Annotated in this window: 20 protein-coding genes; 9 read left to right on the top strand and 11 right to left on the bottom strand. The window is 66.9% G+C overall.

Going from position 1 to position 24,001, the window contains the following annotated elements:
- From BLQ58_RS29305 to BLQ58_RS08600, 3 genes are all read left to right on the top strand, one after another.
- Nucleotides 1-285: hypothetical protein (locus BLQ58_RS29305; RefSeq protein ID WP_217635977.1), on the top strand; the 285-nt coding region annotated here is incomplete at its 5' end.
- A gap of 70 nt (nucleotides 286-355) precedes the next feature.
- On the top strand, nucleotides 356-1,963 hold the full coding sequence (locus BLQ58_RS08595) for a 3'-5' exonuclease family protein (RefSeq protein WP_254775879.1): 1,608 nt from the start codon (nucleotides 356-358) through the stop codon (nucleotides 1,961-1,963).
- Nucleotides 1,964-2,103: 140 nt separating this feature from the next.
- Complete coding sequence (locus BLQ58_RS08600; protein ID WP_092596531.1) at nucleotides 2,104-2,520, top strand: hypothetical protein; 417 nt, start codon at nucleotides 2,104-2,106, stop codon at nucleotides 2,518-2,520.
- 43 nt (nucleotides 2,521-2,563) lie between these two features.
- Here the strand turns inward: BLQ58_RS08600 and BLQ58_RS08605 are convergent, their stop codons facing one another.
- From BLQ58_RS08605 to BLQ58_RS08635, 7 genes are all read right to left on the bottom strand, one after another.
- Nucleotides 2,564-3,553, bottom strand: coding sequence for a Bug family tripartite tricarboxylate transporter substrate binding protein (locus tag BLQ58_RS08605; RefSeq protein ID WP_092596535.1), 990 nt, complete (start codon nucleotides 3,551-3,553; stop codon nucleotides 2,564-2,566).
- Nucleotides 3,554-3,669: 116 nt separating this feature from the next.
- Nucleotides 3,670-4,647, bottom strand: coding sequence for a Bug family tripartite tricarboxylate transporter substrate binding protein (locus tag BLQ58_RS08610; RefSeq protein WP_092596538.1), 978 nt, complete (start codon nucleotides 4,645-4,647; stop codon nucleotides 3,670-3,672).
- A complete protein-coding gene (locus BLQ58_RS08615; protein WP_092596541.1) occupies nucleotides 4,644-5,969 on the bottom strand; it encodes a DUF1254 domain-containing protein in 1,326 nt (441 codons plus the stop codon). Before BLQ58_RS08615 ends, BLQ58_RS08610 begins: the two co-directional genes overlap by 4 nt.
- A 54-nt stretch (nucleotides 5,970-6,023) precedes the next feature.
- The gene (locus tag BLQ58_RS08620; protein WP_092596544.1) at nucleotides 6,024-7,370 is read right to left on the bottom strand and encodes a DUF1254 domain-containing protein; all 1,347 of its coding nucleotides are present in this window, start codon (nucleotides 7,368-7,370) and stop codon (nucleotides 6,024-6,026) included.
- A gap of 31 nt (nucleotides 7,371-7,401) precedes the next feature.
- A complete protein-coding gene (locus tag BLQ58_RS08625; protein ID WP_092596547.1) occupies nucleotides 7,402-8,397 on the bottom strand; it encodes a Bug family tripartite tricarboxylate transporter substrate binding protein in 996 nt (331 codons plus the stop codon).
- A gap of 36 nt (nucleotides 8,398-8,433) precedes the next feature.
- Nucleotides 8,434-10,572, bottom strand: coding sequence for an acetate--CoA ligase family protein (locus BLQ58_RS08630; protein WP_092596550.1), 2,139 nt, complete (start codon nucleotides 10,570-10,572; stop codon nucleotides 8,434-8,436).
- Nucleotides 10,573-10,648: 76 nt separating this feature from the next.
- Complete coding sequence (locus tag BLQ58_RS08635; RefSeq protein ID WP_092597300.1) at nucleotides 10,649-11,455, bottom strand: IclR family transcriptional regulator; 807 nt, start codon at nucleotides 11,453-11,455, stop codon at nucleotides 10,649-10,651.
- A gap of 170 nt (nucleotides 11,456-11,625) precedes the next feature.
- On the opposite strand from BLQ58_RS08635, the gene BLQ58_RS08640 reads away from it, so the two are divergent.
- The 3 genes from BLQ58_RS08640 to BLQ58_RS08650 all read left to right on the top strand — a co-directional run bounded on the left by BLQ58_RS08640 (nucleotide 11,626) and on the right by BLQ58_RS08650 (nucleotide 14,256).
- Nucleotides 11,626-12,309: a TetR/AcrR family transcriptional regulator gene (locus BLQ58_RS08640; RefSeq protein WP_092596553.1), complete on the top strand. Its 684-nt coding sequence runs from the start codon at nucleotides 11,626-11,628 to the stop codon at nucleotides 12,307-12,309.
- A 118-nt stretch (nucleotides 12,310-12,427) separates the two neighbouring features.
- Nucleotides 12,428-13,426, top strand: coding sequence for a Bug family tripartite tricarboxylate transporter substrate binding protein (locus BLQ58_RS08645; protein ID WP_092596556.1), 999 nt, complete (start codon nucleotides 12,428-12,430; stop codon nucleotides 13,424-13,426).
- A gap of 155 nt (nucleotides 13,427-13,581) precedes the next feature.
- Entirely contained in the window at nucleotides 13,582-14,256 is a 675-nt protein-coding gene (locus tag BLQ58_RS08650; RefSeq protein ID WP_092596559.1) for a histidine phosphatase family protein, read from the top strand.
- Between the two features lie 11 nt (nucleotides 14,257-14,267).
- Here BLQ58_RS08650 and BLQ58_RS08655 read toward each other — a convergent pair whose 3' ends face one another.
- Nucleotides 14,268-14,894: a LysE family translocator gene (locus tag BLQ58_RS08655; protein ID WP_092596562.1), complete on the bottom strand. Its 627-nt coding sequence runs from the start codon at nucleotides 14,892-14,894 to the stop codon at nucleotides 14,268-14,270.
- A gap of 192 nt (nucleotides 14,895-15,086) precedes the next feature.
- Here BLQ58_RS08655 and BLQ58_RS08660 point away from each other — a divergent pair, with 192 nt between their 5' ends.
- Nucleotides 15,087-17,252, top strand: a complete 2,166-nt coding sequence (locus BLQ58_RS08660) for an alpha/beta hydrolase domain-containing protein (protein WP_092596565.1) — start codon at nucleotides 15,087-15,089, stop codon at nucleotides 17,250-17,252.
- Between the two features lie 26 nt (nucleotides 17,253-17,278).
- On the opposite strand, the gene BLQ58_RS08665 is transcribed toward BLQ58_RS08660, so the two are convergent.
- Nucleotides 17,279-17,560, bottom strand: coding sequence for a DUF7696 family protein (locus BLQ58_RS08665; protein WP_092597303.1), 282 nt, complete (start codon nucleotides 17,558-17,560; stop codon nucleotides 17,279-17,281).
- 277 nt (nucleotides 17,561-17,837) lie between these two features.
- Nucleotides 17,838-18,248, bottom strand: a complete 411-nt coding sequence (locus BLQ58_RS08670) for a hypothetical protein (RefSeq protein ID WP_092596567.1) — start codon at nucleotides 18,246-18,248, stop codon at nucleotides 17,838-17,840.
- A 341-nt stretch (nucleotides 18,249-18,589) separates the two neighbouring features.
- On the opposite strand from BLQ58_RS08670, the gene BLQ58_RS08675 reads away from it, so the two are divergent.
- Together BLQ58_RS08675 and BLQ58_RS08680 are read left to right on the top strand one after the other, a co-directional pair.
- Nucleotides 18,590-20,857, top strand: a complete 2,268-nt coding sequence (locus BLQ58_RS08675) for a mechanosensitive ion channel family protein (RefSeq protein ID WP_092596570.1) — start codon at nucleotides 18,590-18,592, stop codon at nucleotides 20,855-20,857.
- 386 nt (nucleotides 20,858-21,243) lie between these two features.
- Nucleotides 21,244-22,398, top strand: a complete 1,155-nt coding sequence (locus tag BLQ58_RS08680; RefSeq protein ID WP_092596573.1) for a helix-turn-helix transcriptional regulator — start codon at nucleotides 21,244-21,246, stop codon at nucleotides 22,396-22,398.
- Nucleotides 22,399-22,449: 51 nt separating this feature from the next.
- On the opposite strand, the gene BLQ58_RS08685 is transcribed toward BLQ58_RS08680, so the two are convergent.
- The gene (locus BLQ58_RS08685) at nucleotides 22,450-23,988 is read right to left on the bottom strand and encodes a SpoVR family protein (RefSeq protein WP_092596577.1); all 1,539 of its coding nucleotides are present in this window, start codon (nucleotides 23,986-23,988) and stop codon (nucleotides 22,450-22,452) included.
- Nucleotides 23,989-24,001 lie beyond the last annotated feature (13 nt).

Raw genomic sequence — 24,001 nt, forward strand, 5'->3', positions numbered from 1 at the left:
AGCCAAAGCTCCGTGGCGTTCGCCATCAAGCGCCCACACTTATCGGTTGTTTGTTTGTTAAAGAACCCCAGCAACCGGCTTTGCCGTTCGCTGTCGCTGCGTCTTTCGTTGCAGCGGAGAAACGAGATTATGCAGAGCATTCAACGTTTCGTCAACAGTTTTCGCAGAACTTTTTTCTGCCGGCCAGCGCTGCAAACCTCGCAACCCCAACCCCCTGCCAACCCCGCAACCCTTGTCACTGCTGCGTTTGCAGCGCGCTTTGTGTTGCGAGGGGGCGAATATTAGATGGGATTGGCGACCTGCGCAAGGGGTTTCGCAAAAGAATTTTCCGATCCCTTAGAATCGCCGGATGACGATGCCGGAACCGCCCACCTATCTCCCCGAACGCCTGGCCAGCCGGGACGCGGGTGCGCTCGATGCCCTTGCGCTGGCCACCGCCCTGGCCCGCCCTATTGCCTTTGTCGATCTGGAGACCACGGGGCCGGACGCCCAGCGCGACCGGATCACCGAGATCGGTGTCGTGGAAGTGGGGCCCGACGGCATTCACGAGTGGGACACCCTCGTCGACCCGCAGGCCAGCATCCCGCCGTTTATCCAGGGGATGACCGGGATCACCGACGATATGGTGCGCGGGCAACCCACCTTCGCGTCGATAGCCGAACTATTGGCGGAACGGCTACAGGGCCGGCTGTTCGTCGCCCACAATGCCCGCTTCGACTATGGCTTCCTGAAGAATGAATTTCGCCGCGCCGGCGTGACGTTTCGTGCCGATGTCCTTTGCACGCTGCGGTTGTCCCGCTCCCTGTTCCCGTCGGTGGAGCGCCATGGGCTCGACGCGCTGATCGCCCGCTTCAACCTGATACCAAAGGGCCGCCACCGCGCGCTGGCCGATGCCGAACTGCTCTGGCAGTTCTGGCAGAAGATCCACGACCTGTATTCAGTGGATCTGGTGGAGTCGGCCGTCAAGACGCTAGTCAAGCATGCCAGCCTGCCCGCTGGCCTGAGCGAGACCGCGCTGGACGACGTGCCGGACCGCCCAGGCGCCTACCTGTTTTACGGTGACGACGACGCCTTGCTATATGTAGGCAAGAGCATCCACCTGCGGCAGCGCATCCGTGCCCATTTTTCCGGCGACCATACCAATCCAAAGGAAATGCGCATCGCACGCGCGGTCCGGCGCGTGGATTGGCGCGAGACCGGCGGGGAAATCGGCGCGCTGCTGCTGGAGGCCCACCTCGTCAAGACGCTGCAGCCGCTGCACAACCATCAGCTGCGCCACAACGACGAGCTGTTCGCCTGGGAAATGATCGATGGCCTGCCCGCGCCGCGCCTGCGCTCGGACCGTCAGGTCGACTTCAGCCGCCATACCCGTCTATATGGTGTGTTTCCGAGCCGCGCCGCGGCACGCGCACGCCTGCTGGCGCTGGCCGAAGCCCATCAGCTTTGCCTGGTCACGCTGATGCTGGAACCAACGGCCCGCCGCGGCCACCCTTGTTTTGCGCGGCAAGTCCACCGCTGCGCGGGGGCCTGCACTGGTCATGAATCGCGTGCTGCGCATCGCCTGCGCACGCTGGCCGCACTCGAAGCATTGACGGTGGCCCCATGGCCGTTCGATGGGGCGATTGCCTGGCGCGAGGGCGAGCAGCCCGACCAGCCCTGGCATGTGATCGAGGACTGGTGCTACCTGGGCACGGCGCGGACGCTGGCTGACGCCGAAGGGCTGACCGCCCTGCCAGCCCGCTTCGATATGGATACCTACCTGATCCTGGCGCCGCACCTGGCCAGCCTCAGGGCGACGGCCGTGCCGCTGGCCTCAGCGCGCCCGTTCGTGCTGACGGCACCGGTCGTGCCGGCCACGGCGATGATCGCCACGACCGGCGAAAGCCGGCGTGCGGCTAAGACGCGTGCCACGCCCCGGCGCACCGTGGCCGTGACAGACGCCCAGTCATCGCTGTTTGGCTAAACAGCGATCTGCACGCCACACAGCAACGGGGCCACGCTGCCCGGTGCTGCGTGCGGCGGCGCGCATAAGCGTGTTGCCAGCCCTCTGCCGGGTCGGCTAGTCTCCGACAGGAGGGATTGCACCCGCGAGATGGAGCCGCCATGCCTGCTTCGCCCCGACCTGCCGCCTGCCGCGCCTTCGTACTGGCCACCGGCGCCCTTGCCCTGGCCGCTGCATGCGCCAATATCGAGGCCAGCACCATGCAGCGGATCTTCGATTCATGGAAAGGGGTGCCCGTCGAACAGGCCAAGGCGCAGTGGGGGCCGCCGCAATCGGTGCAGGCCGTGCCAGGCGGCACAGCCTATGTCTGGACGGACGAAATCCCCGTCGCCCGTGCGCCGGGCAGCGGTCCGCGCGACGCCGGGCTGGAGCCACCGGCCAGGGTAGCCCAGTGCCAGCGCAAGCTGGTGGCGGGGCCCGATGGCAACGTCAGCCACGGCGAATGGAGCGGCAGTGCGTGCTGCACCCAGAGCCTGGTTGGCATCTGCGCCGGACTGGCCCGCAGGGCCACCGGCTGATGGCCGGGCAACCGCACCGCCCTTTGCCCCTTCCTTCCGTCGATCAATCGATCTTCGCGCCCGACACCTTGACGGCCTGTCCCCAGCGCTTCTGCTCGTTGACGATGGTTGCCGCAAACGCCTCCGGCGACTGCCATGCCGGCTCGGCGCCCTGCGCTTCAAGCTTGGCCCGGGTGTCCGGGTCCGCCAGTACGGTGCGCAGCGCCCCCGACAGCTTGTCGACGATTTCCTTCGGCGTGCCGGCCGGCGCCAGCACACCGTAAAAACCCACCACCTCGAAACCTTTCAGGCCCGACTCCTCCATGGTCGGCACATCGGGCAGCGCCGGCGAACGCTTGCCCGACGTCACCGCCAGCGCACGCACCTTGCCGGTCTTGATGTGCTGGGTGAACAGCGGAATCGAATCGGCCATCATCTGGGCCTGGCCGCCCATCACGTCGGTCAGTGCCGGCGCGCTGCCCTTGTAAGGGATATGGACGATGAACGTGCCCGACGCCTGCTTGAACATCTCGGGCATCAGGTGCGAAATGCCGCCATTGCCGCCCGACGCAAAATTGAGCTTGCCCGGATTGGCCTTGGCATAGGCGATGAACTCCTTCAGGTTTTTGGCCGGCACATTGTTGTTGACGACCATCACCAGCGGAATCAGCGCGGTACGTGCCACCGGCGCAAAGTCCTTCGGCATGCTGTACGGCAGCTTGGGATAGAGCGATCCGTTGATCGCCATCTGGCCGGTATTGGCAATCAGCAGCGTATAGCCGTCGGGCGCGGCCTTGGCCACGTTATCCGACCCGATATTGCCGGCGGCCCCCGCCTTGTAGTCAAGCACGACGGTCTGGCCCAGGATCGGCTGCAGCTTCTCGGACAGGATGCGCGCATGCGTATCGACCGGCCCGCCAGGCGGAAAGCCCACCACCATGCGAATCGGCTTGTCGGGCCAGGCGGCCTGCGCGGCGCCGGCAGCCAGAGCCAGCGGGGAAAGGACCAGGGCAGCCAGGACATGCCGGGCGCGGCGGGTAGCGAACAACGTCATTTCTCTCTCCGGATGCGGCCCCGCTCTATGCGGCAGGGACCGGTCCGGTATTGTGACGTTTTTATGACAATCTTGTGAAGGGCTTTCGCCAAGTGGCGCTGACCACAATCATCCGCCTACTCCAGTACGATGCCGCGCGCCTTGATCAGCGCGCCCCATTTCCTTACCTCGCCGTCGATGAACGCGGCAAAGTCCGCACTGCTGCCCGGCGACGGCTGCAGGCCGAGCGCCAGCAGCTTCTGACTGATCTGCGGATCGGCCAGCGCCTGGCTGGCATCGCGATTGATCTGCTGCACGAGGGCGGGCGGCGTGCCGGCCGGGGCCACGATGCCGAACCAGCCGTAGCCGACCACGCCGGGCACGCCCTGCTCGGCGAACGTCGGTGCATCGGGATAGACCGGCGTGCGCGCATCGGCCGCCGCCGCGATCACGCGCAGCTTGCCGGCCTGGATAAAGGGCAGCGCGGTCGTGATCGCCGTCAGCGTGGCATCGACGCGTCCGGCCAGCAGTTCGGTATAGGCCGTGGCATCGCCGCGGTAATGGACGTTGAGCGCCTTGAACCCCGACTGCGCAGCAAACAGCTCGGCCGTCAGGTGCGGCCCCGAGCCGATGCCCGGCGACGCGAACGTGACGCCCTCGGGCTTCTGCTTCGCCATCTTCACGAAGTCCGCCACGGTCCTGACCGGCGAACTGGCATTGACGATCAGGAACACCGGCCCCAGCACGCGCGGCCCCACGGCGACGAAATCCTTGTGGATATCGAACCGTTGCGACAGGCCGGCTGCCGTGTTGATGGCGAACGGCGCGGCCGCCCACAGCAGCGTGTAGCCATCGGCCGGTGCGTGCGCCACCGTTTCGCTGGCCACGCGCGTGCCGGCGCCGGGCTTGTTCTCGACCACCACCTGCTGCCCATACTTGCGGCTCAGCGCCTCGGCCAGCACGCGCGCCGACGTATCGTTCGATCCGCCCGGCCCGTAGGGCGACACCAGCCGCACCGGCCTGCCGGGCCAGGTATTGCCGAAGGCGTGCGGCACGACGCCGGCCAGCGCCATCGCGCCCAGCAGGCGGCGGCGGGTCAATTGCGATGGGGTCATGATGCCTCCCGGATCCGCTCGATGGCGGGATAGCGATAGGTGCGGTCAAGGTGGTCGGGCTGGGGCACGTACAGGCGCAGCGCCACATAGAAGGCCCCGGCCGGCGCCGGCAGCCAGTTGCCGTGCGCGGCGCGATCCCGCGGGGGCTGCGCCGACAGGTACAGCGTCAGGCTGCCATCGGCGGCGCGCTTCAGTGACGGAGACCGGTCGCCCAGCGAATAGCGCGCAAGTTCGTTCGGCACCAGCATGCAGTCGCCCTTGTCGTACATGGTCAGGGACCAGAACGCGCCCACGCGCGGCAGGTTGTCGGCCGCGAAGTGCAGCCGGTAGGCGTGAGCGCCTTCGAGCGGCGCGCCGTCGGCACAGCGGTCGGCCATCACGTACATGGCCTCCTGCACGCCCAGCGCTCCAATATAGTTGCGCGCCACCAGCGCGCGTTGCAGGTAATGCGTGCCATACGACTCGCGCACGTCCACCGACATCGTCCAGCCACCGCCCATGTCCGACGCCTGCGGCTCGGCCAGGTCGGCCAGCACGGCCTGCAGCGCCGTACCCAGCGTCTCGACCTGCGCCGGCGTGGGCGCAAGCCCCTTGCCGATACCGGCTTCGGCAAAGCGGGCCACCACATCGGCTTCTGCCGGCGGGGGCGGGTTGTCGGCCAGCATCCGGTTGACCACGGCGGCAAAGCGCCGCGGATCGCCCAGATGCTCGCGCGGCTGCATGCCGACATCGAACGCGAACGCGGCCGGCTCCCCGTCGAGCCGCTGCAGCGCGATGGCATCCTGCAGCGCATGGCCGGCGGCCAGGTCGGCATCGCCGTCCACCAGCAGCCGGCCGATCATCCACACCGCATTGGTCGGACACGCAACGGCCCGCATGCCGGCAGGTACTTCGCCATGCCAGTCGGGCCCGTGCAGCAGAAAGCGGCCAGCGCCGGTGCCCGTGGTGCGGCTGCCCAGATAGCCAAACGGATTGGTATAGAAATCGAGCAGGCCCAGCACATAGTAGCGGCCGGCAAAGTCGGGCACTTCGAGCACCACGGGCTCGCGCGACAGGTCGAGCCAGGCATTGGTGTACAGCGTGTCGTTGTTCGGCGTGACGACCTGGCGATGCTGCGGGCCCAGCAGTTCGCGCGTGTGGATCAGGTGGTTGACCCAGCGCAGCGAGGATTCGGGGCCATCGCCGGCGAACTGCCTGGCCCGGTCACGGCGCGGGCATGTGGCCGCGCGCATGCGGGCCATCTCGTAGAGCGGCAGCGTGTAGATCACGGCTTCGCGGGCAAGCTGCAGGCCGGGGCTGGCGGCGGTGGTGGTTTGTGGCATGGGTTGGTGTCTCCTTTCCCTTATATATGTAGCGAGGCGTGTTCCGCACCACGCTCAGCCGATCCGGCGCACGGCGGGGATCGCGTACTGGCCCGCGATGAAGCCGGCGGATGGGTGGTACAGCCGCAGGATCAGGTAGAACGGGCCATCGGGCGCGGGCAGCCAGTTGGCATCGTCGGACGGCCGGGCATGGCCGATAGGAATCACCAGCGTGCCGTCCGGCTCCAGGCGCAGTCCCGGGGTGCGATCGCCCACCGCATAGCGGCCGATCTCGTTGGCCGAGAAATAGCGGTCCTCCCCGTACAGCGATACCGACCAGAACGCCTCGGCCGGCGGCAGCATGCCGGGCGCGAAACGCAGTTCGTATCGATGCCGGCCATGCAGCGGCTCGCCGTTGGCGTCGAAATCGGCCATCGCATAGACGGCCTCGTCCGCGCGCAAGGCGCCCAGCCCCTTCATCGCCGTGCAGGCGCGCAGCACCCAGTCGTCTCCATAGACGCCCAGCCGCATGCTGTAGCCCCACGCCTTGTGCCCCTGGCTGCGGGTATGGGCTTCAATCAGCGCCATGCCCTGGGCATACGCGCTGCGCAGGCCGTTGACGATGGACGGCCGCAGCGCGGCCATCTCCACATCGTCCTCCAGCCGCAGGCCCACCTTGCGCAGCAGCGTGAACAGGCCGCGCTCCTGCGCGCTGGGCGGAAAATCGCGCATCGCGCGGAACAGGTTCTGGAAGAAGTCCACCCCGGCGTCGCCGGTGTCCTGCCACCGCGCCACGCTGGCCGGCCGTGCCGCCCCGGCGCTTTGCTCCACCTGGAAGCCCTGCTCGAATGCGTTGGCACGCGCCAGGTCGTCAGGACCGGTCACCAGCACCCGGCCGATGATCCAGACCAGCGTGGTGGGCGCCTCCACCACGTGCGCGCCGCTGCCGCGCTGGCCGGGGCCCACGATCTCGACATCGGCGCCCTCGCGTGGCACGGTGCGTGGCCCAAGGTTGGCGAAGTTGTTGGTGTGGGCATCCAGCAGTTCGACCACGTAGTAGCGGTCGGCATCGGGCAGCGCCGGCACGCGGATCGTGGCCGGGCCATCGGCCAGGTTGAGCCATCCGCAGAAATAGAGCAGGTCGTTGGCGGGGGTGACGATGTCGCGGTCTTCGTGCGTCCACTGGCGCGCGCTGGCCGACAGCATGTTCATCGGTGCGCGGCCGTAGCGCGTGGGGGCGTCCACCGACGTCTGCAGCCGGCAGGTGCGCAGGGTTTCGATCAACGGGTAGCCGTAGATCACCAGCGGCAGCGCGGCAGCGGCCACCAGGGCCTCCTGCGGGCTGGCGTGAACCGGCGAACCCAGGGCGGAAGGACTGGCGGAAGGGTTGGCGGCGGGTTCGGGAAAGGCGGGATGGTTCATAGCGATGGTCAGGGTGGATGGGATGTCGGGTTCATTCCAGCGCGGTGCCGCTCGATTTGACTAGCGCGGCCCACGCCCGCGCGTCGTCGCGCATCTGGTTGGTGAACTGCGTTCGCGACACGGGCTGGTAGCGCATGCCCATCGCCGCGATCTGTGCCTGCAGCGCGCTGTCCTGCATGGCTTCCTGCATCGCGCTTTCCAGCCGGTCGACGATGGCCGGCGGCGTCCTGGCCGGCGCGAACATCGCGTACCAGCTGTCGACACGGAAGGCAATGCCGGACTCGGCGAACGTCGGCACATCGGGCAGCGCGGCGGACCGTTCCGAGCCCGACACCGCCAGCGCACGCACCTTGCCGCTGCGGATCAGCGGCAGGGTGCCGGCCAGATCGGACATGGCGACAGGCACCGTGCCGCCCATCACGTCATTGAGCATCGGCGCCACGCCCTTGTACGGCACATGCCGCAGGTGGATGCCGGCGGACACGTTCAGGCTCTCGCCGGCCAGATGGCCGCCCGATCCCTGCCCCCATGAGCCATAGGCCAGGTCCGCGCCGGGCTGCTTCGCCATGGCAATCAGCGCGCGCACGTCATGGGCGGGAAAGGCCGGATTGGCCACCAGCACATTGCCGCCATAGGCAATGCGGCCGATGGGCACGAAATCGCGCAGCGGGTCGTAGGTCAGCTTCGGGAAGATCGCCGGGGCAATCGCGTGCGTGGCCGAGATGCCCAGCAGAATCGTGTAGCCATCGGGCGCGGCACGCGCCACCTGTGCCGCGCCGATGGTGCCGGTGGCGCCCGCCACGTTCTCGACGACCACCGTGCCCTTGAGCACCGTCGACAGGCGCGCGGCCACCATGCGTCCCACCACGTCGGTGCCGCCGCCCGGCGGGAACGGCACCACCAGCCGGATCGGCTTGCCGGGGTACGCGTCCGCAGCCACTGCCGCGGGCAACGCCATCCCGCCCGTCACACCTGCCGCCAGGCACAAGGCCAGGGCGTGCCGCATCCTGCGAATTGCTGATCGCATGGTCTGTCTCCGTATTGTCCAGGATGGGTTGCTGCGTCAGCGCAGCGTGATCACGGCGTCCGCCGCCACCAGCCCATCGGGGCCGACGATGAACGGGTTGATTTCCAGCGTATCGAGCCGGTCGCCAATCGCGGCTGACGCGCGCGACACGTTGACCAGCACGTCAGCCACCGCATCGAGGTCGATGGCGGGATGGCCACGGTGCCCGCTGCACAACGCGGCGGCGCGGCTCTGCGCCAGCATCGCGCGAGCGCGCCGGCGCGACAGCGGCGCCAGCCCGAACGCCATCTGCCGGAAGATCTCCACGGCCGTGCCGCCGATGCCGGCCAGCGCCACCAGGCCGAATACCGGGTCGCGCCGCACGCCCACCATGATCTCGCCCCAGCCGCGCGCCATGCCCGCGACGATGGCGCCCTCGAAGGGCACCGCGTTGCCCCCGGCATCGCGTGCCTGCGCTGCGGCCCGGCGCACCTGCGCGAACGCGGCGCGCACGGCGTCGGCATCGCGCAGGTTCAGCACCACGCCGCCGATATCGCTCTTGTGCAGGATATGGCGCGAGCAGATCTTGACGGCCACCGGGTAGCCGATCGATTCGGCAAGGTCCACCGCCGCTTCGGCATGCTGGGCCACGCCGTGCGGCACCACCGGCACGCCGGCAGCAGCCAGCAATGCCATCGCCTCGGCTTCCGACAGCGCGGTGGCGTCGGGCGGCAGGGCTGGTGGATGAACAGGCGCGATGTCGTCGCCGCCCGCCGCGTCTTTGGCCGCTTCCATCGCGGCCGCCTTCGCCAGCGCGGCCACGGCTTCCATCGTGTGCGCGGGCTCGCGGAACACCAGACAGCCCCGCGCTTCAAGCCAGGCGCGCCTGTCGTCGTCCATCACGCCCGAGATCAGCAACGGCGCGGCGTGGCGATCGCCTTCCAGCGCGGACACGGTGTCCTGGAGCACGGGCCAGAGGCGCGGCGCATTGACGCCGCCGGCCAGAAATGCCGCCACAGCACCGTACTGGCCGCAGCGCGCCACGTTGGCCAGCGCATCGACGAATACCTGCGGCTGCGCCACCACCTGGCCCGTGACGTCGATGGGATTGGCGGTACTGGCAAACGGGATGGCCGTGCGCAGCGCCTGGGCCGCGGCATCCGGCATCGGCGGCAACGGCAGGCCCAGCGTCTCGGCGCTGTCGGCCATCATGATGCCCACCCCGCCCGATACCGTGACGATGGCCACGGGCGCCACCGCATCGGCGGCCAGGCCGGTCGGCGATTGCCAATGCGCCGGTCGCCGGCCACGCGCCAGCGTATAGCCGAGCCGGAAGAATGCTTCGAGCGTATGCGCGCGATGCACGCCGTATTCGTCGAAGACCGCCTGGTACACGGCGTCCTCGCCAGCCAGACTGGCCGTATGCGATTGCGCGGCGCTGGCGCCCGCCGCCGTGGTGCCCACCTTGGCGATCACCACGGGCTTGCCGGCGGCGCGGGCGGCGGCGAGCGCGCGGCGCAAGCGCATGCCGTCGCGCGCGCCCTCGACATAGGCCAGGATCACTTGCGTCTGCGGATCGTTGGCCAGCCATTCGATCACGTCAGCCACCTGCAGCCCGGCCTCGTTGCCCGTGGTCACCCAATGGCTCAGGCCCAGCCCCGCTTCGCGCGCCAGCGCAAACGCGTATGCGCCAAATGCGCCGCTCTGGCTGACCAGCCCCACGTGGCCCACCGGCGGCACGCCGCTGAGCGGAATCGGCGAGAACGTGGCGAACATGCGATCGCGCAAATTCATCGCACCCAAGCAGTTGGGACCGAGCAATTGCACGCCATGCGCGTGGGCCTGCGCGGCCAGTGCGTGCTGCAGGGCATCCCCGCCGCTGACTTCGGCAAAGCCGGACGTGAACACCACGGCCGCCCGCGTGCCGGCCTGGCCCAGTTGCGCCATCACGTCGGGCGCGGCGGGTGCCGGCACGGCCACGATGGCCAGATCGACGGGCTCGCCGATGTCGGCCACGGTCGCATAGGCGCGCAGCCCCTGCACGGTATCGGCGCCGGGGTTGACCGGAAACACGCGGCCGCCGTAGCCAAGTTCGCCAAGCAGGCGAATCGGCACGCCACCCACCTTCTCGGGCTGCGTCGATGCACCGACCACCGCGATCGATCGCGGGCACAACAAGGGCTGCAGGTCCAGCATGGTGTCTCCGTTGATGACACCGCGGTACGCGCCACGGCGTTCTGTCGTGCGGGCGATCCGGGCCCGCGTCCGGCGGCTAGCGTCCCACGCCAGCCATGTTCTCGATGGCGCGCACCATCTCGCGCAGCAGCGGCGCCACGCGCTTTTCCATCATGCCGCGCCTGACGCGCAGACCCGGCAGCGCGCAGTTGAACAGCAGCGGCCGGTTCAGATACGTAATGCGCGAATACACGCCCACGCCATGGATGTCCTCGCCGGCGTCGCCTTCATTGAGCGTGAAGCCGCGCTTGGGGTAGTGCGCCACGTTGTGGCAGACGGTCTCGTAGCAGACGCCGAATTCCTGCGGCCGCTCGGTGCGCGCCAGCATCATCAGCTTCTCGAACTCGCCCTTCGACAGCGTGCAGAGGAAAGCCCGCCCCATCGCCGTGGTCAGCACCGAACGTACCGCGCCCACGGCCGGCCGCGCCGACGTGCCCTCCAGGTGCGTGCACGACTCCAGGTACGTCACGTCCAGCCGGTGCGCCACGCCCATCGACACGGCGCCCTCCACCTGGTTGGCCAGCGCCTGCATCAGCGGCCGCGCCAGGTGGCGCACCTGCAGGCCGGCCAGGTAGGGATACCCAAGTGCCAGCACCTGCGCACCCACGAAATACTTGTCGAGCTTGGGATCCCAATCCAGATAGCCCAGTTCGAACAGCGTTCGGCAGATGCGCGACACCGTGGCGCGTGGCAGTTGCAGCCGCTGCGACAGCTCGCCATTGCCCAGCGGGCGCGGATCGTCGATGAAGCAGCGCAGCAGCGCAAACCCCTTGGCCAGCAGCCCGCCGAACGAAGGGTCTTCGCGACGGCGTTCGGCAATGAATTGTTCGACCGGGGTGTTCATGGGCATGTCGTCTCCTGGATTCCAGTGTGGGCGTCGATCCGGCATCGTGTCAAAAAGCGGAACAAATTTCCACATATTGGAAACCCGGAGCGTAAACCCTGACTTGACGGTGCGCGCGGACGAATCGTAAGGTGCAAAACCGAATCCGAATTCGCATACGGAAAATCGTCATGCAAGCTGCCTCCACAGGTAACGAAACCGCCACTTCCGCATCGGCCTTTCCCCGGGTCGATACGTCGTCGATCCTGCAGCCGCCGCGCCAGCGCCGGGCGCGGGAGACCGAGCAGGCCCTGCTGACGGCGGGACGCCAGTTGTTGGCCGACCGCGATTTCGCGGCCGTGTCGGTCGCGCAGATCGCAGCCGCCTGTCAGGTGTCGGTGGGTGCGTTCTACGGCCGGTTCCGCGACAAGATGGCGTTCTTCGATGCGCTGCGCGCGTCGGTGATGGAGGAATCCGATGCGTCGGTTGCGCGCTACATGGCCGAGCATCGCTGGCAGGAAGCGCCGGCGGCCCAGATCCTCGACAAGACCATGCGCTTCATGGTGAACGGCTGCCGCAATAACCGTGGCGTGATTCGCGCATCGCTCAAGCACGCCACCACGCATCCCGAGCAGTGGCTGCCGCACCAGAAGAACGGACAGGCGCTGATCGACCGGCTCGTGATCCTGCTGGTGCCGCGCCTGTCCGGCCCGGCCGACGAAGCCGAGCTGCGCGTGCGGTTTGCGATGCAGATGGTGTTCGGGATGCTCGTCAATGCCGTGCTGAACAATCCGGGGCCGCTGCAACTCGATGACGAGCGCCTGCCCGGCGAAATGGCACGCATGGTTGGCCGCTACCTGGGCATCGAAGCCTGACGGGCAGGGCCGCCTCCCACTCGCTTTCCCTCGCTTCATCCGTCCAACCGCCCGCATCAGCCGCAACCATAGCGGCATGTCTGGGAAGCAGACCGGGCACAAAAAGAGGAGACACACCATGAAGCAAACCAAGCTGCCGCGCCGGCGGTGGGCGGCACGCGTGACTTGCGCGGCGATGTCGCTGCTGCCGCTGGCCGCGCTTGCGCAGGGCGACTATCCGACCAAGCCGATCCGCCTGGTGGTGCCCTACCCGGCCGGCGGACTGACCGACACGCTGGCGCGCCAGGTGGCCGACGGGCTGTCCAAACGGCTCGGCCAGCCGGTGGTGGTGGAAAACAAGAGCGGCGCGGGCGGCATTATCGGCACCGATTTCGTCGCCAAGTCGGCGCCCGACGGCTATACGCTGCTGATGACGATTCCGGGGCCGATCACCGCCAACCTGGCGCTCTACAAGAAGCTGCCCTACGACCCGCGCACCGACCTGCGCCCCGTCTCGGACGTGGCGATGGCCCGCACGGTGCTGGCCGTCAACAGCGGCGTGCCGGTCAAGACCGTCAACGAGCTGATCACCTACGCCAAGAAAGAACCGGGCAAGCTGCGCATGGGATCGTGGGGGCCGGGCACGCAGCCGCACACCATCCAGGCCTACATGGACAAGACCTACGGCGTCGACATCCTGCATGTGCCGTATCGCGGCGAAGGGCCGATGGTGACCGACCTGCTGGCCGGCCAGGTCAACGTGACGATCGGTTCGGTCACCACGCTGCGCCAGCACATCGCCACCGGCAAGCTGCGGCCGTTGGCCGTGGCCGGCACCACGCGCGCCAGGGCGTTGCCCGATGTACCGACGTTCGCCGAGGCCGGCTATGGCGATGCGGCCTACAAGATCGTCGGCCCGACAACGCTGCTGACACCGGCGAAGACTCCTGACGCCATCGTCGAGCGGCTGGGCCGCGAAGTGGCGTCGCTGGTCAGGACGCCCGAGATGCAGGCAAAGATCGACGAAATGGGCGCCGAGCCGATCGGCAACACGCCGGGTGAGGCCGAGCGCGCCTACAAGGCGTATCTGCCGGTGGTGCTGAAGCTCACCGCCGATACCGGCGTGACGCTCGACTGACTTCGCGACCTTCGCCAGCCGCGTGCCGCCGTGTGCCGCCGTGTGCGCGGCATGCAGCGAAACCATGGCCGTCATGAATTCCTGCGGGTCTTGCTGGGCCCGCAGGCATCGCCCGACTAGAATCGCGCCATATCCTCTCTGCAGATGCCCACATCATGGCCACGCTCTTCCTGGTCCGTCACGGCCAAGCCTCGTTTGGCGCCGCCAACTACGATTGCCTGTCTGACGTCGGACGCCAGCAGGCCCGCTGGCTTGGCGAGTATTTCAAGGGGCGGGATATCACGTTCAAGCGCGTGGTGGCCGGATCGCTGGTGCGCCAGCAGGACACCGCCGCCGAAGTCCTGAGCGGCATGGGCGCCGCAGGGACGGCCGTGGATACGCACACGGGCCTGAACGAATACGACGGCGAATCGCTCTACCGCAGCTTCACCAATGGCGCCGATCACCGGGCCCACCAGAACGGCGACTACCAGGATTACTGGCGCACGTTCCGCGCGGCATTCGCGGCGTGGACGCAGGACAAGCTGACCGGCATGCCCGAAAGCTGGGAAGCGTTCGGGGCGCGCATGCAGGCCGCGCTGTCGACGGCCACAGAAGGCGCGGCACGCGAGGATGCGCTACTGGTGGTCAGCTCCGGCGGCGCCATTGGCCGGGCCATCGCCGACCTGCTCGGTGCGCCCACGCAGACTGCCATCGAGCTGAACCTGCAGTTCCGCAACACCGGCTTCTGCGAACTGATCGTCGGGCGCGGCACGCAGCGCCTGCTGAGCTTCAACAACGTGCCGCATCTGGAACATCCCGAGCGGCGCCGCGCCATCACGTTCGCCTGACCGGCTCCGCGTCAGCGCTGCGACAGCGCCAGCTTGCCAGCCAACGCCAGGAATACCGTTCCCGCAAACCAGTTCACGGCGCGCTGCACACGCGCCGAACGCATCAGCACGCGACCGAACAGGCCCGAGAACCATGCGATGGATCCAAACACCAGCAGCGTGGCCACGATGAAGGCGAAGCCCAGCACCATGATCTGCAGGGCCACGTGACCCTGTTTCGCGTCGACGAACTGCGGCAGGAACGCCAGGAAGAAGATCACCACCTTGGGATTGGTCAGGTTCATGACGACGCCGCGCAGATACATGTTCTTGACCGGCCGCGCGGCGGCCTCATCCTTGCCGATGTTGCCCACCGGCGCACGAAACGCCTGCCACGCCAGATAGACCAGATAGAGCGCGCCGACGATCTTCAGCACGGTGAACGCCACCACCGACGCCGCCAGCAGCGCGGCCAGGCCCACGGCCACCACGGCCGTATGCACCAGCAACCCCGTACACAGCCCCAGCACCACGGTCAGCCCGGCGCGCGTGCCGTGCATCGCCGATTGCAACAGAACGAAGATATTGTCGGGGCCCGGCGCCAGGCTCAGCAGCACGGCGATCCCCAGGAAAGGCAGCAGCGTTTCTAACGGTGGCATGCGGGCGCTCCGGCGAAATGTGAGACGCCATGGTAGCCCATGGCCGCGCGCGCAGGCGAGGCCCGCCTTTCGACAAGATCGATCAATCCATTCAAACAATCAATTTATCAGCACAATGCCATCGGCCTATATTCGAGTCGCCTCCCGCGCATGACGGGACGGCCATTCGAAAACAAAGACGAGGAGACATCGATGGATGCACGTGCACATGGGCGGCACGCGGCGGCGCTCGCCCTTGCGGCAACGGTAACGCTGCTGGCGGGCTGCGGCGGCAGCGACGACAGTGGCAATGGTGGCAGCAGTGCCGGCAGCGGCAACAGTACGCCGGCCGCCCGCACGCCAGCCGTGACGCTGAAGATCACCGGCACGCAGGATTTCGCCGGCACCTACGGCAGCGTGGGCCAGTACGAGCAGGTCACCGGCACCGTCAGCGGCGAAGTCGATCCGAAGGACCCGAAGAACGCGGTCATCCAGGACTTGGCGCTGGCACCGGTCAACGCCAACGGGATGGTTGAGTATTCGGCTGACTTCGTCATGCTCAAGCCGAAGGACATGAGCAAGGCCAGCGGCGTGCTGCGTTACGACGCACCGAACCGCGGCAACATCCTGACGATGCCCAACCCGGCCGCCTCGCCTGGCGATGCGGTGTATCTGGAACGCGGCTACGTGCTGCTCTATTCGGCCTGGCAGGGCGACGTGCCAAAGTCCACCGCGGCCCGCCTGACCGTGACGGTGCCCGTGGCGAAGAATGCCGACGGCACATCGATCACCGGCACCTATCGCTCGGAACTGGTTCCCACCGCGGCCACGCCAATGATGTCGCTGCCCGGCGGCGTGTTCAACGGCACGATGCTGCCCTACGCGCCTGCCAGCCTTGACAACACACAGCCAGGCTATTCGCTGACGCGGCGCATCAACGAGACCGATCCCCGCGTGGCCATCCCGGCCAGCGACTGGAAATTCGCCAGATGCGACGCCGGCAACCCGTTCCCGGGCACCGCCGACCCGGCCAACGTCTGCCTGCGCGGCGGCTTCGATCCGCAATACCTGTACGAGCTGGTCTACGTGGCCAAGGACCCCAAGGTCATGGGCGTGGGCCTGGCCGCGCTGCGCGATACGGTCAGCTTCTTCCGCAACAAGACCGTCGATAGCGCCGGCACGCCGAATCCGCTGGCCGGCCGCATCCGGTACGCCATCGGGCAAGGCACGTCGCAGTCGGGCAATGCCATGAAGACGTTCCTGCATCTGGGATTCAACCAGGCGCTGGACGGCTCGAAGGTGTTCGACGGCATCTACGCCCATGTGGCCGCGCGGCAGACCAATATCAACACGCGCTTCGCGGTGCCCGGTGGTGGCGGTGGCCTGCGCACGGACCACACGGCGTTCGGCCAGACCGCGCCGCGCGGGCTCGATGCGAACTATGTGGACGACCTCTCCGGCAAGACCGGCGGCGTGATGGCGCGATGCTCGGCCAGCAGCACCTGCCCGAAGTTCTTCCTCGGCTTGTCGGGCACCGAGTTCTGGCAACTGCAGGGCTCGCCGGTGCTGACCGATGCCAACGGCTTCCGTGACCTGAAGCAACCCGACAACGTCCGCATCTATTACTACACGGGCACCCAGCACGGCGGTGCGGGTGGCGCCAGCAGCATCGCGTTCGCCCCCACGCGCAATGTCTATCCGGCCGGCACGGTGATCCACCACAACGACACGTTCCGCGCGCTGTTCATCGACCTGGAGGACTGGGTGGTCAAGGGCACGACGCCGCCCGCAAGCCAGGTGCCGGCACTGGCAGACGGCACGCTGGTGCGTCCCGCCAGCCTGACGCTGCCGGCAATGAAGGGCACCAGCTGGCCGGTGTCTGGCGTAGCGACGGCGATTCCCGACTTCCAGTACCTGGCACGCTACAACGGCTATCCGTTGCTGGACTTCGGCCCGCAGTACCGGCGCGAGGATGAATCGGGCATCGCCACGATCCTGCCGCCCGCCTACCTGAACCGCGACTACGCCATCCTGGTGCCGCAGACCGACCCGTCCACCGGCATTCCGCGTGCAGGCATCCATAGCGTGGAAGCCCGCGCACCGATCGGCACCAGCCTGGAGTTCAACTACGTGGCCACGGCGGGCATTGTCGACCTGTCCAACCTGACCGGCTCGTTCATTCCGTTCCACAAGACCGAAGCGGCACGCATCGCCGCCGGCGATGGTCGCCCGTCGCTGGAGTCGCTCTACACCAACCAGGCTGGCTATGTGGCGGCGGTGACCGCTGCGGCCAACGATCTGGTGGGCCAACGCTTCCTGCTGCAACGCGATGCCGACGCGATCATCGCCCGCGCGGTGGCGAACCCGGTGCTCCCGTAAGGCGCCTCGGGCGGGGGTGGCAGTGGCTACATCAGGCGCGCGATCGCCTCCGCCCGGATCGACTCGGCCTTGGCCTTCAGGCGCAGCGCCACGTCGGCGCCGCGCTCGTTGGCCACGCGCTCGATAAAGGCGGAACGCAGCACGTCGTTCAGCGTGGCGACGTGCGACGCTTCGCAGAACATCTTCCATGCCATCGGCTGACCGCTGTATTCGTCGCGGCGGCTCAGCATGGCGGCGTCGATGGCGGCGACGATGGCGGCATCGCGCACGATCACGGCATTGGGGTGGGCGGCAACGGTCTGGAACATGATGGTCTCCCGGTCGGCAAGTCTGGCGCTGCGTTTCAAATCGTCTTCTCCGATCAGGATCTGCAAACGACATGCCAATATCGGCCGACCGGCGCGGTCTCCATACGATCGTTTCAATCGACGACCCGCCAGGGCGCGCCGCATGGCCGTTCCAGGAATCGTTACCCCACTTCAGGCGGGCGCTTGCAGCCCCGCACGACGGCTGCCGGCGGACGTTCCACAAACAAAAAAGGCGTTACGGGTTACGTAACGCCTTGCTCGTTCCGCGTAACAGCCATCATGCACGCGCGCCGTCGAGGTACGGGTCGAAGGTGCGAGCCGGGGCAGCGGAGACTCCCACATTATCGAGGCCGGCGACGAAGCGGGCGCCGTCCGTGTACGGGTTGGCGTTGCGAGCGCCGTCCAGGTATGGGTCGGCGGTGCGTCCTGGGGCTGCCGAGACGCCAATCTTGTCGAGGCCGGCTACCGTGCGGGCGCCGTCAGTGAACGTATCCGGCTTGCCGACGCGGGCGCCGTCGGTGAAGACGTCGTGCGTGCGGAATTCATAACCGTACTTGTCAGCCGAAACCGTGGTGCGGAAGGTGTAGCCATACTTGTCTGCCGATACCGTTTCTGCCTGAGCGGCGCCGAGGGCGGCCAGCGACAGAACCAGGGTCGATGCGATCTTGAGGGCGGTGGTCTTGGTCATGATTTCTCTCCGTAAGGTTTTGCAGATTATTCAGTTTGTATGAATGGTTCCGGCGTGCCATCTGGCTGCTTCTGTCTTGTTTGCGCCTTGTTGCGCGCCGTCCATGAACAGAACTATAGGCGTGTCGCCCCCTGCAAAAGTGATGCATTCGCGGACAAGTTATTCAATTTTTTTGAATTCAAGAAACTCGCGATGAAGCGCCTCCGGGCAGGCCCGTGGGCGGTGGCCTGCTGCAATGCGCTACAGTGACGCGCATGCTGGCTATCTGACGGCGATCCTCAACCGCCCGCGTCCCCTACATGCACAGCTCGCGCTCCCCTTTGACAGCCCTGATCCCGGCCATGGCCTGGTTCCACGCCTTTGTGCTGACGCTGCTTCTGAGCAGCCCCGCCTTCGGCGCCGGTTCGCCCCTGCTCAATGCCATCAAGGCCCCGGCCGACAAACCCGCGTCGGCGCCGGCCGCCAGCGACGCGCTGGCCAGATCGCTCGACGAGGTCATCGGCACGCTGCAGAACGATGCCGAACGGAAGGCGCTGGTCACGCAACTGCAGACGTTGCGCCAGGGCCTGGATGCCTCTGCCCCGGCCGCGGCCGCCAGCACCCCGGCTCCCGGACTGATTGGCGCGGTGGCGCAAGCGTTGCAGGACATCGACAACACTCCGCACAGCGACCGTGGCCCCTGGCAATACTGGCGCTGGCGTATCCGCTTTGCCGGCGAGGAAATGCGCGAGGCGATCACGATCGGCCATACGCGGGCGGCACTGGAATCGTGGCGCGAATTCGGCATCGTGCTGGCTGGCTGGGCGCTGACGGGCTGGCTGCTGTTCGAGCTGTCGCGCCGGCTGCACCGCAACCGGCTGCGTCCGGCACGATCCACCCAGTTGCCGGTGGTGCCTTCGTGGGTCGATGTCGGCATCTATTTCCTGCGCCGGATCGGGCCATGGATCGTGGCCTTCGCACTCACGGTGCTGCTGGCCTACAAGGTCTTCGGCCGAACGCCCGCTAGCATGGGGGCGGTGCTGGTGGCCTATGCCATCGTGGCCGGCGCGCTGATGTCGGCGGTCTGCCAGGTCATCTTCGCGCTGTTCCAGTCGGGACACCGCTCCCACGCAGTGCGTGACCTGCTCAGGCACTCGCCGATTCTGCTGTTCGTCACGGGCGCCCTGGCCGCGCTGGGCGAAGCCAATACCGACGCCCGGGTCATCGCCGCGCTGGGCGTGAACCTGTCCGCGCTGGTCAGTACCTTCGCCAATATCCTGGCAGCCGTACTGATCGGCGTCTTCGCGGTGCGGTTCCGCAGGGCTATCGGGCAACTGATCGCCTTCCGCCCGTTTGCGTTCCGCCAGGAGCATCCGGCCCTGATGGAGTTGTTGCGCATGGCCGGCCAGGCCTGGTACCTGCCCATGCTGGCGGTAGTGGCGGCGTCGGTCATTGGCACCATCATGGCCACGGGGCGTGCCGACGAATTCCTGCGGCGCGCCGTGATCACCGTGGCGCTGTTCGTGGGCGCCATGCTGCTCACGCTGGTGGCGGGGCGCTCGCCCAAGGCCTCGGCACGGGCGCCGCGGCTGCGCGATCGCCGGCGCTCGGCCTACCTGCGGCGCTTTGGCCGCTTCGGGGTGGCCCTGGTACGCGTGATCATCTGGCTGGCATTCCTGGAGCTCAATGCACGCATCTGGGGTACGTCGTTGATGATGCTGGCCGACTCGACCGTGCTGGGCCGCCATATCACGCGGTCCGTGCTCAGCGTGATCGGCGTGGTGCTGCTGGCCTGGCTGGTCTGGCTGCTGATCGATACGGCAATCACCCAGTCGCTGTCGCCCACCAACAATCGCGCCGCCCAGCCCAGCCTGCGCGCCAAGACCATCCTGCCGCTCGTGCGTAACGCGTCGTTCGTGGCCCTGCTGGTGGTAGCAATGATTGCAGTGCTGGCCAACCTGGGGGTCAACGTCACGCCGCTGCTGGCCGGTGCCGGCGTGGTGGGCCTGGCCATCGGCTTCGGCGCGCAAAGTCTGGTGCAGGATCTGATCACCGGGCTGTTCATCGTGATCGAGGATTCGATCGCCATCGGCGATTCCATCGAGCTGCCCGACCACGCCGGGGTTGTGGAAGGCATGACGATCCGCACGCTGCGGCTGCGCGATGGCAAGGGCGCGCTACATACGCTGCCCTACAGCCAGATCAAGGCGGTCAAGAACCTGTCGCGGGACTACGCCTTCGCGGTATTCAGCATCTCCATCGCCTACCAGAGCGACTTCGACCGCGCGCTGGAGATCATTCGCGAGACCGGCGCCGAGGTGGCCCGCGACCACCGCTACTCCCGCAACCTATTGTCCGGACTGGACATCCTGGGCCTGGACCGCTTCGATCCGAACGGTCAGGTGGTGCTTGCGCAATTCAAGACGCGCCCGCTGACCCAGGCCGAGATCTCGCGCGCCTTCAACATCCGCCTGAAGCGCAACTTCGACGCCGAAGGCATCCGCATGGCGGCCCCCTATGTGACCGTGCAGGTCGACGGGGCCAGCAACGGAGCCCTCGCCGAAGCGGCGTCGACGGCCGCTGCCGGCGCGGGCGCCGAATTCGTCACCTCAGCCAAGGGCGCCGCCTGAGGTTCGCCATACGAATGTGAAGGCCCGTGCGCCTTGACGGGACGTTGTCGCATTTGCGCCATGGCGGCGCGCGAACTTCGCCGCGAATCGTTTGAAATACGTTGGTCACGGCATTACTATCTCGCGAACTTCAGCAATCCGCCGCGCCCAACTGCGCGTGCCCGGATGCCGGAAACGCAAGCGTGGCGCCGGAAAACGGTGAAAACACCCCTCCCTTGGCGGGATATTCCGGCACCGTGTTTTTGCAGGATCATCGTCGTACACATTGCCGAGTTCACGCGCTCCCAGTCAATCGGACGCGGCACTGTGATGACATACAAAAGAATGACCGCGCCTCGACGCAGCGGTCTTGAGGAAAAAGGCGTTTGCCACCGGGGAAAAAAGAAATGGGCGAACACTTGTCTGCCGACGACGTCTTCTATCGTCTGGTCGATTGCATCTATGAATCCGCCATGGACGTGGCGGCCATGCCTGCGGCGCTCGACCTGTTTTCCGACTACACCTGTTCCGCCAGCCCGAGCTACCTGATATGGGACAAGCTCGCCGGCAAGGCGCGCCTGGGTGTCACGCCACACGGCTGCTTTACCAATACCAGCACCATGCCCGAAAGCATGCGGGCGCTGCCCTCGCACGCCGCGCTGGCGGCTGCCAGCGCCGACGCCGGCACGCTGCCGGGCCCGTATCCGGAAGACCCGACGCCCTTCGACTGCAACGGCCTGGCCAACGGCATCCGCCTCTTCGACACGCATGACGTCTGCGTCTGGATGAGTGCAACCCCCGGTTGCGACACCTGCCGAACTTTCGATTGCAACCAGCGCGTGGCGCAGGTGATGCCGCACTGGGCACGGGCGGCCCGCATGCAGCACCGCAATTTCGAGCTGAGCGGCCTGGCGTCGATGGGACTCGCGGGGCTGGACACGCTCGATTTCGGCGTGATGGTGCTACAGGCCGACATGCGCGTACGCTACGCCAACAGCTGGGCCGAGGCCCTGGTGCAGGCCGACTCCAACCTGGCGCTCGACAACGGTGTGCTGTGCGCGCATCCCGAATCGCTGCAATCGGTACTGACCAGGCTGCTTGACGGCGCCGTGCACGGTGGCCGCCATGGCGGTGCCGCGGCGGGCTCGTGGATGCATATCACTTCGGGCGGCCAGCCCGTGCCGATCATTGTCATGCCGCTGGTATCGCGTCAGCCGGTGGAAGGTCCGTGGCAATTGCCGATGGCCATGATGCTGCTAGGCAACTCCGAATCGCGCTCGGTGCTTGACGCCGGGGTGCTGACGTCGCTGTTTGGCCTGTCGCGCAAGGAGAGCATCATCGCCATCCGTCTGGCGGCCGGCGAAACGCTCAACGAGATTGCCGAACGCGAATTCCTGTCGCCGCACACAGTGCGCGTGCACATCCGCGATACGCTGCGCAAGACCGGCACGCATCGCCAGTCGGAACTGGTGCGCCTGCTGCACCTGCTGCCAGGCGTGGACCTGGAGCGCGCGGGTGCATGCTCGCCGGCCCGGCCCCGCGGCCAGGCCCGGCCCCGATGACATCTTGCCGGACGGCACCCCGCCTGCTGGCGGGGGTCGTGTCAATGAGCGTTAGGCTGCCTTGCGATGCTGCTGGTGGCGGCGTTCTGGCTTGCACTCGTACTTGAGTTCGCGCCGGCCGTCCTCGTAGACCACTTCCAGCCGCACCGTAAATCCCCATAGCCGCGTGACGTGGCGGATCACCTCGTCGAAGTTCTGCGCCAGCGGACGGCGATCCTGCTGCAGATGGCGCAGCGTCAGCGAGCGGTCGCCGCCGATATCGACATTGGTCACCTGGATATTCGGCTCCATGTTCGACAGGTCGTACTGGGTCGCCAGCAGCCGGCGGATCTCGCGATAGCCTTCGTCGTCGTGGATGGCCGTCACGCGCAGCTTGCCCTCGCGGTCGTCGTCCAGCACCGAAAACAGCTTCAGCTCGCGAATCACGCGCGGCGACAGGAACTGCAGCAGGAAGCTCTCGTCCTTGAAGTTGCGCATCGCAAAATCGAGCGTCTGGCGCCAGTCGCTGCCGGCAATCTCGGGCGCCCAGCGCCTGTCTTCCTCGGTCGGGTTCTCGCACATGCGGCGCAGGTCCTGGAACATCAGGAACCCCACCGTGTACGGATTCAGGCCGCTGTAGTACGGGCTGTGGTACGGCGGCTGGTAGATGACGTTGGTATGCGCCTGCAGCAATTCGAGCATGAACGCATCATTGACCAGCTTTTCCTCGTACAGCTGGTTGATGATGGTGTAATGCCAGAACGTGGCCCAGCCTTCGTTCATGACCTTGGTCTGCCGCTGCGGATAGAAATACTGGGCAACCTTGCGCACGATGCGTACGATCTCGCGCTGCCACGGCTGCAGCTTCGGTGCGTTCTTCTCGATGAAGTAGAGCAGGTTTTCCTGAGGCTCCGGCGGGAAGGTCACCTCGAACTCTGCAGCCTCCTCTTCCTCACGCAGGGCGTGGGGGCGATGCTTGGGCAGCGTGCGCCACAGGTCATTGACCTGCATCTGCAGGTAGTTTTCGCGTTCTGCCTGGCGAGCCTGCTCTTCGGTGATCGACAGCTTCTTGGGCCGCTTGTAGCGGTCCACCCCGTAGTTCTGCAGCGCGTGGCAGGAATCCAGCAGCATTTCGACTTCCTGCTCGCCGTATCGCTGCTCGCACTCGGCCACGTAGTTCTTGGCAAACAGCAGGTAGTCGATGATCGCGTCCGCGTTGGTCCAGGTGCGGAACAGGTAGTTGCCCTTGAAGAACGAGTTGTGGCCGTAGCAGGCGTGCGCGATGGTCAGCGCCTGCATCGGCATCGTGTTCTCCTCCATCAGGTACGCGATGCAAGGATTGGAGTTGATCACGATCTCGTAGGCCAGCCCCATGTAGCCACGCTGGTAGCCGCGCTCCGACGCCAGGAAGTGCTTGCCGTACGACCAGTGGCTGTAGCCGACCGGCAGCCCCGCCGACGCATACGCGTCGAGCATCTGCTCGGCGGTGATGATCTCTATCTGGTTGGGATAGGTGTCCAGCCCGAACTCGCCGGCGATGCGGGCGATTTCGCGGTCATAACGCTGGATCAGCTCGAAGGTCCACTCCGAGCCCGTCGAAAGATAGGCCATAGACTTCCCCAGT

The organism is Ralstonia sp. 25mfcol4.1, from assembly GCF_900104095.1.
In the GTDB taxonomy this organism is placed as follows: Bacteria; Pseudomonadota; Gammaproteobacteria; order Burkholderiales; family Burkholderiaceae; genus Cupriavidus.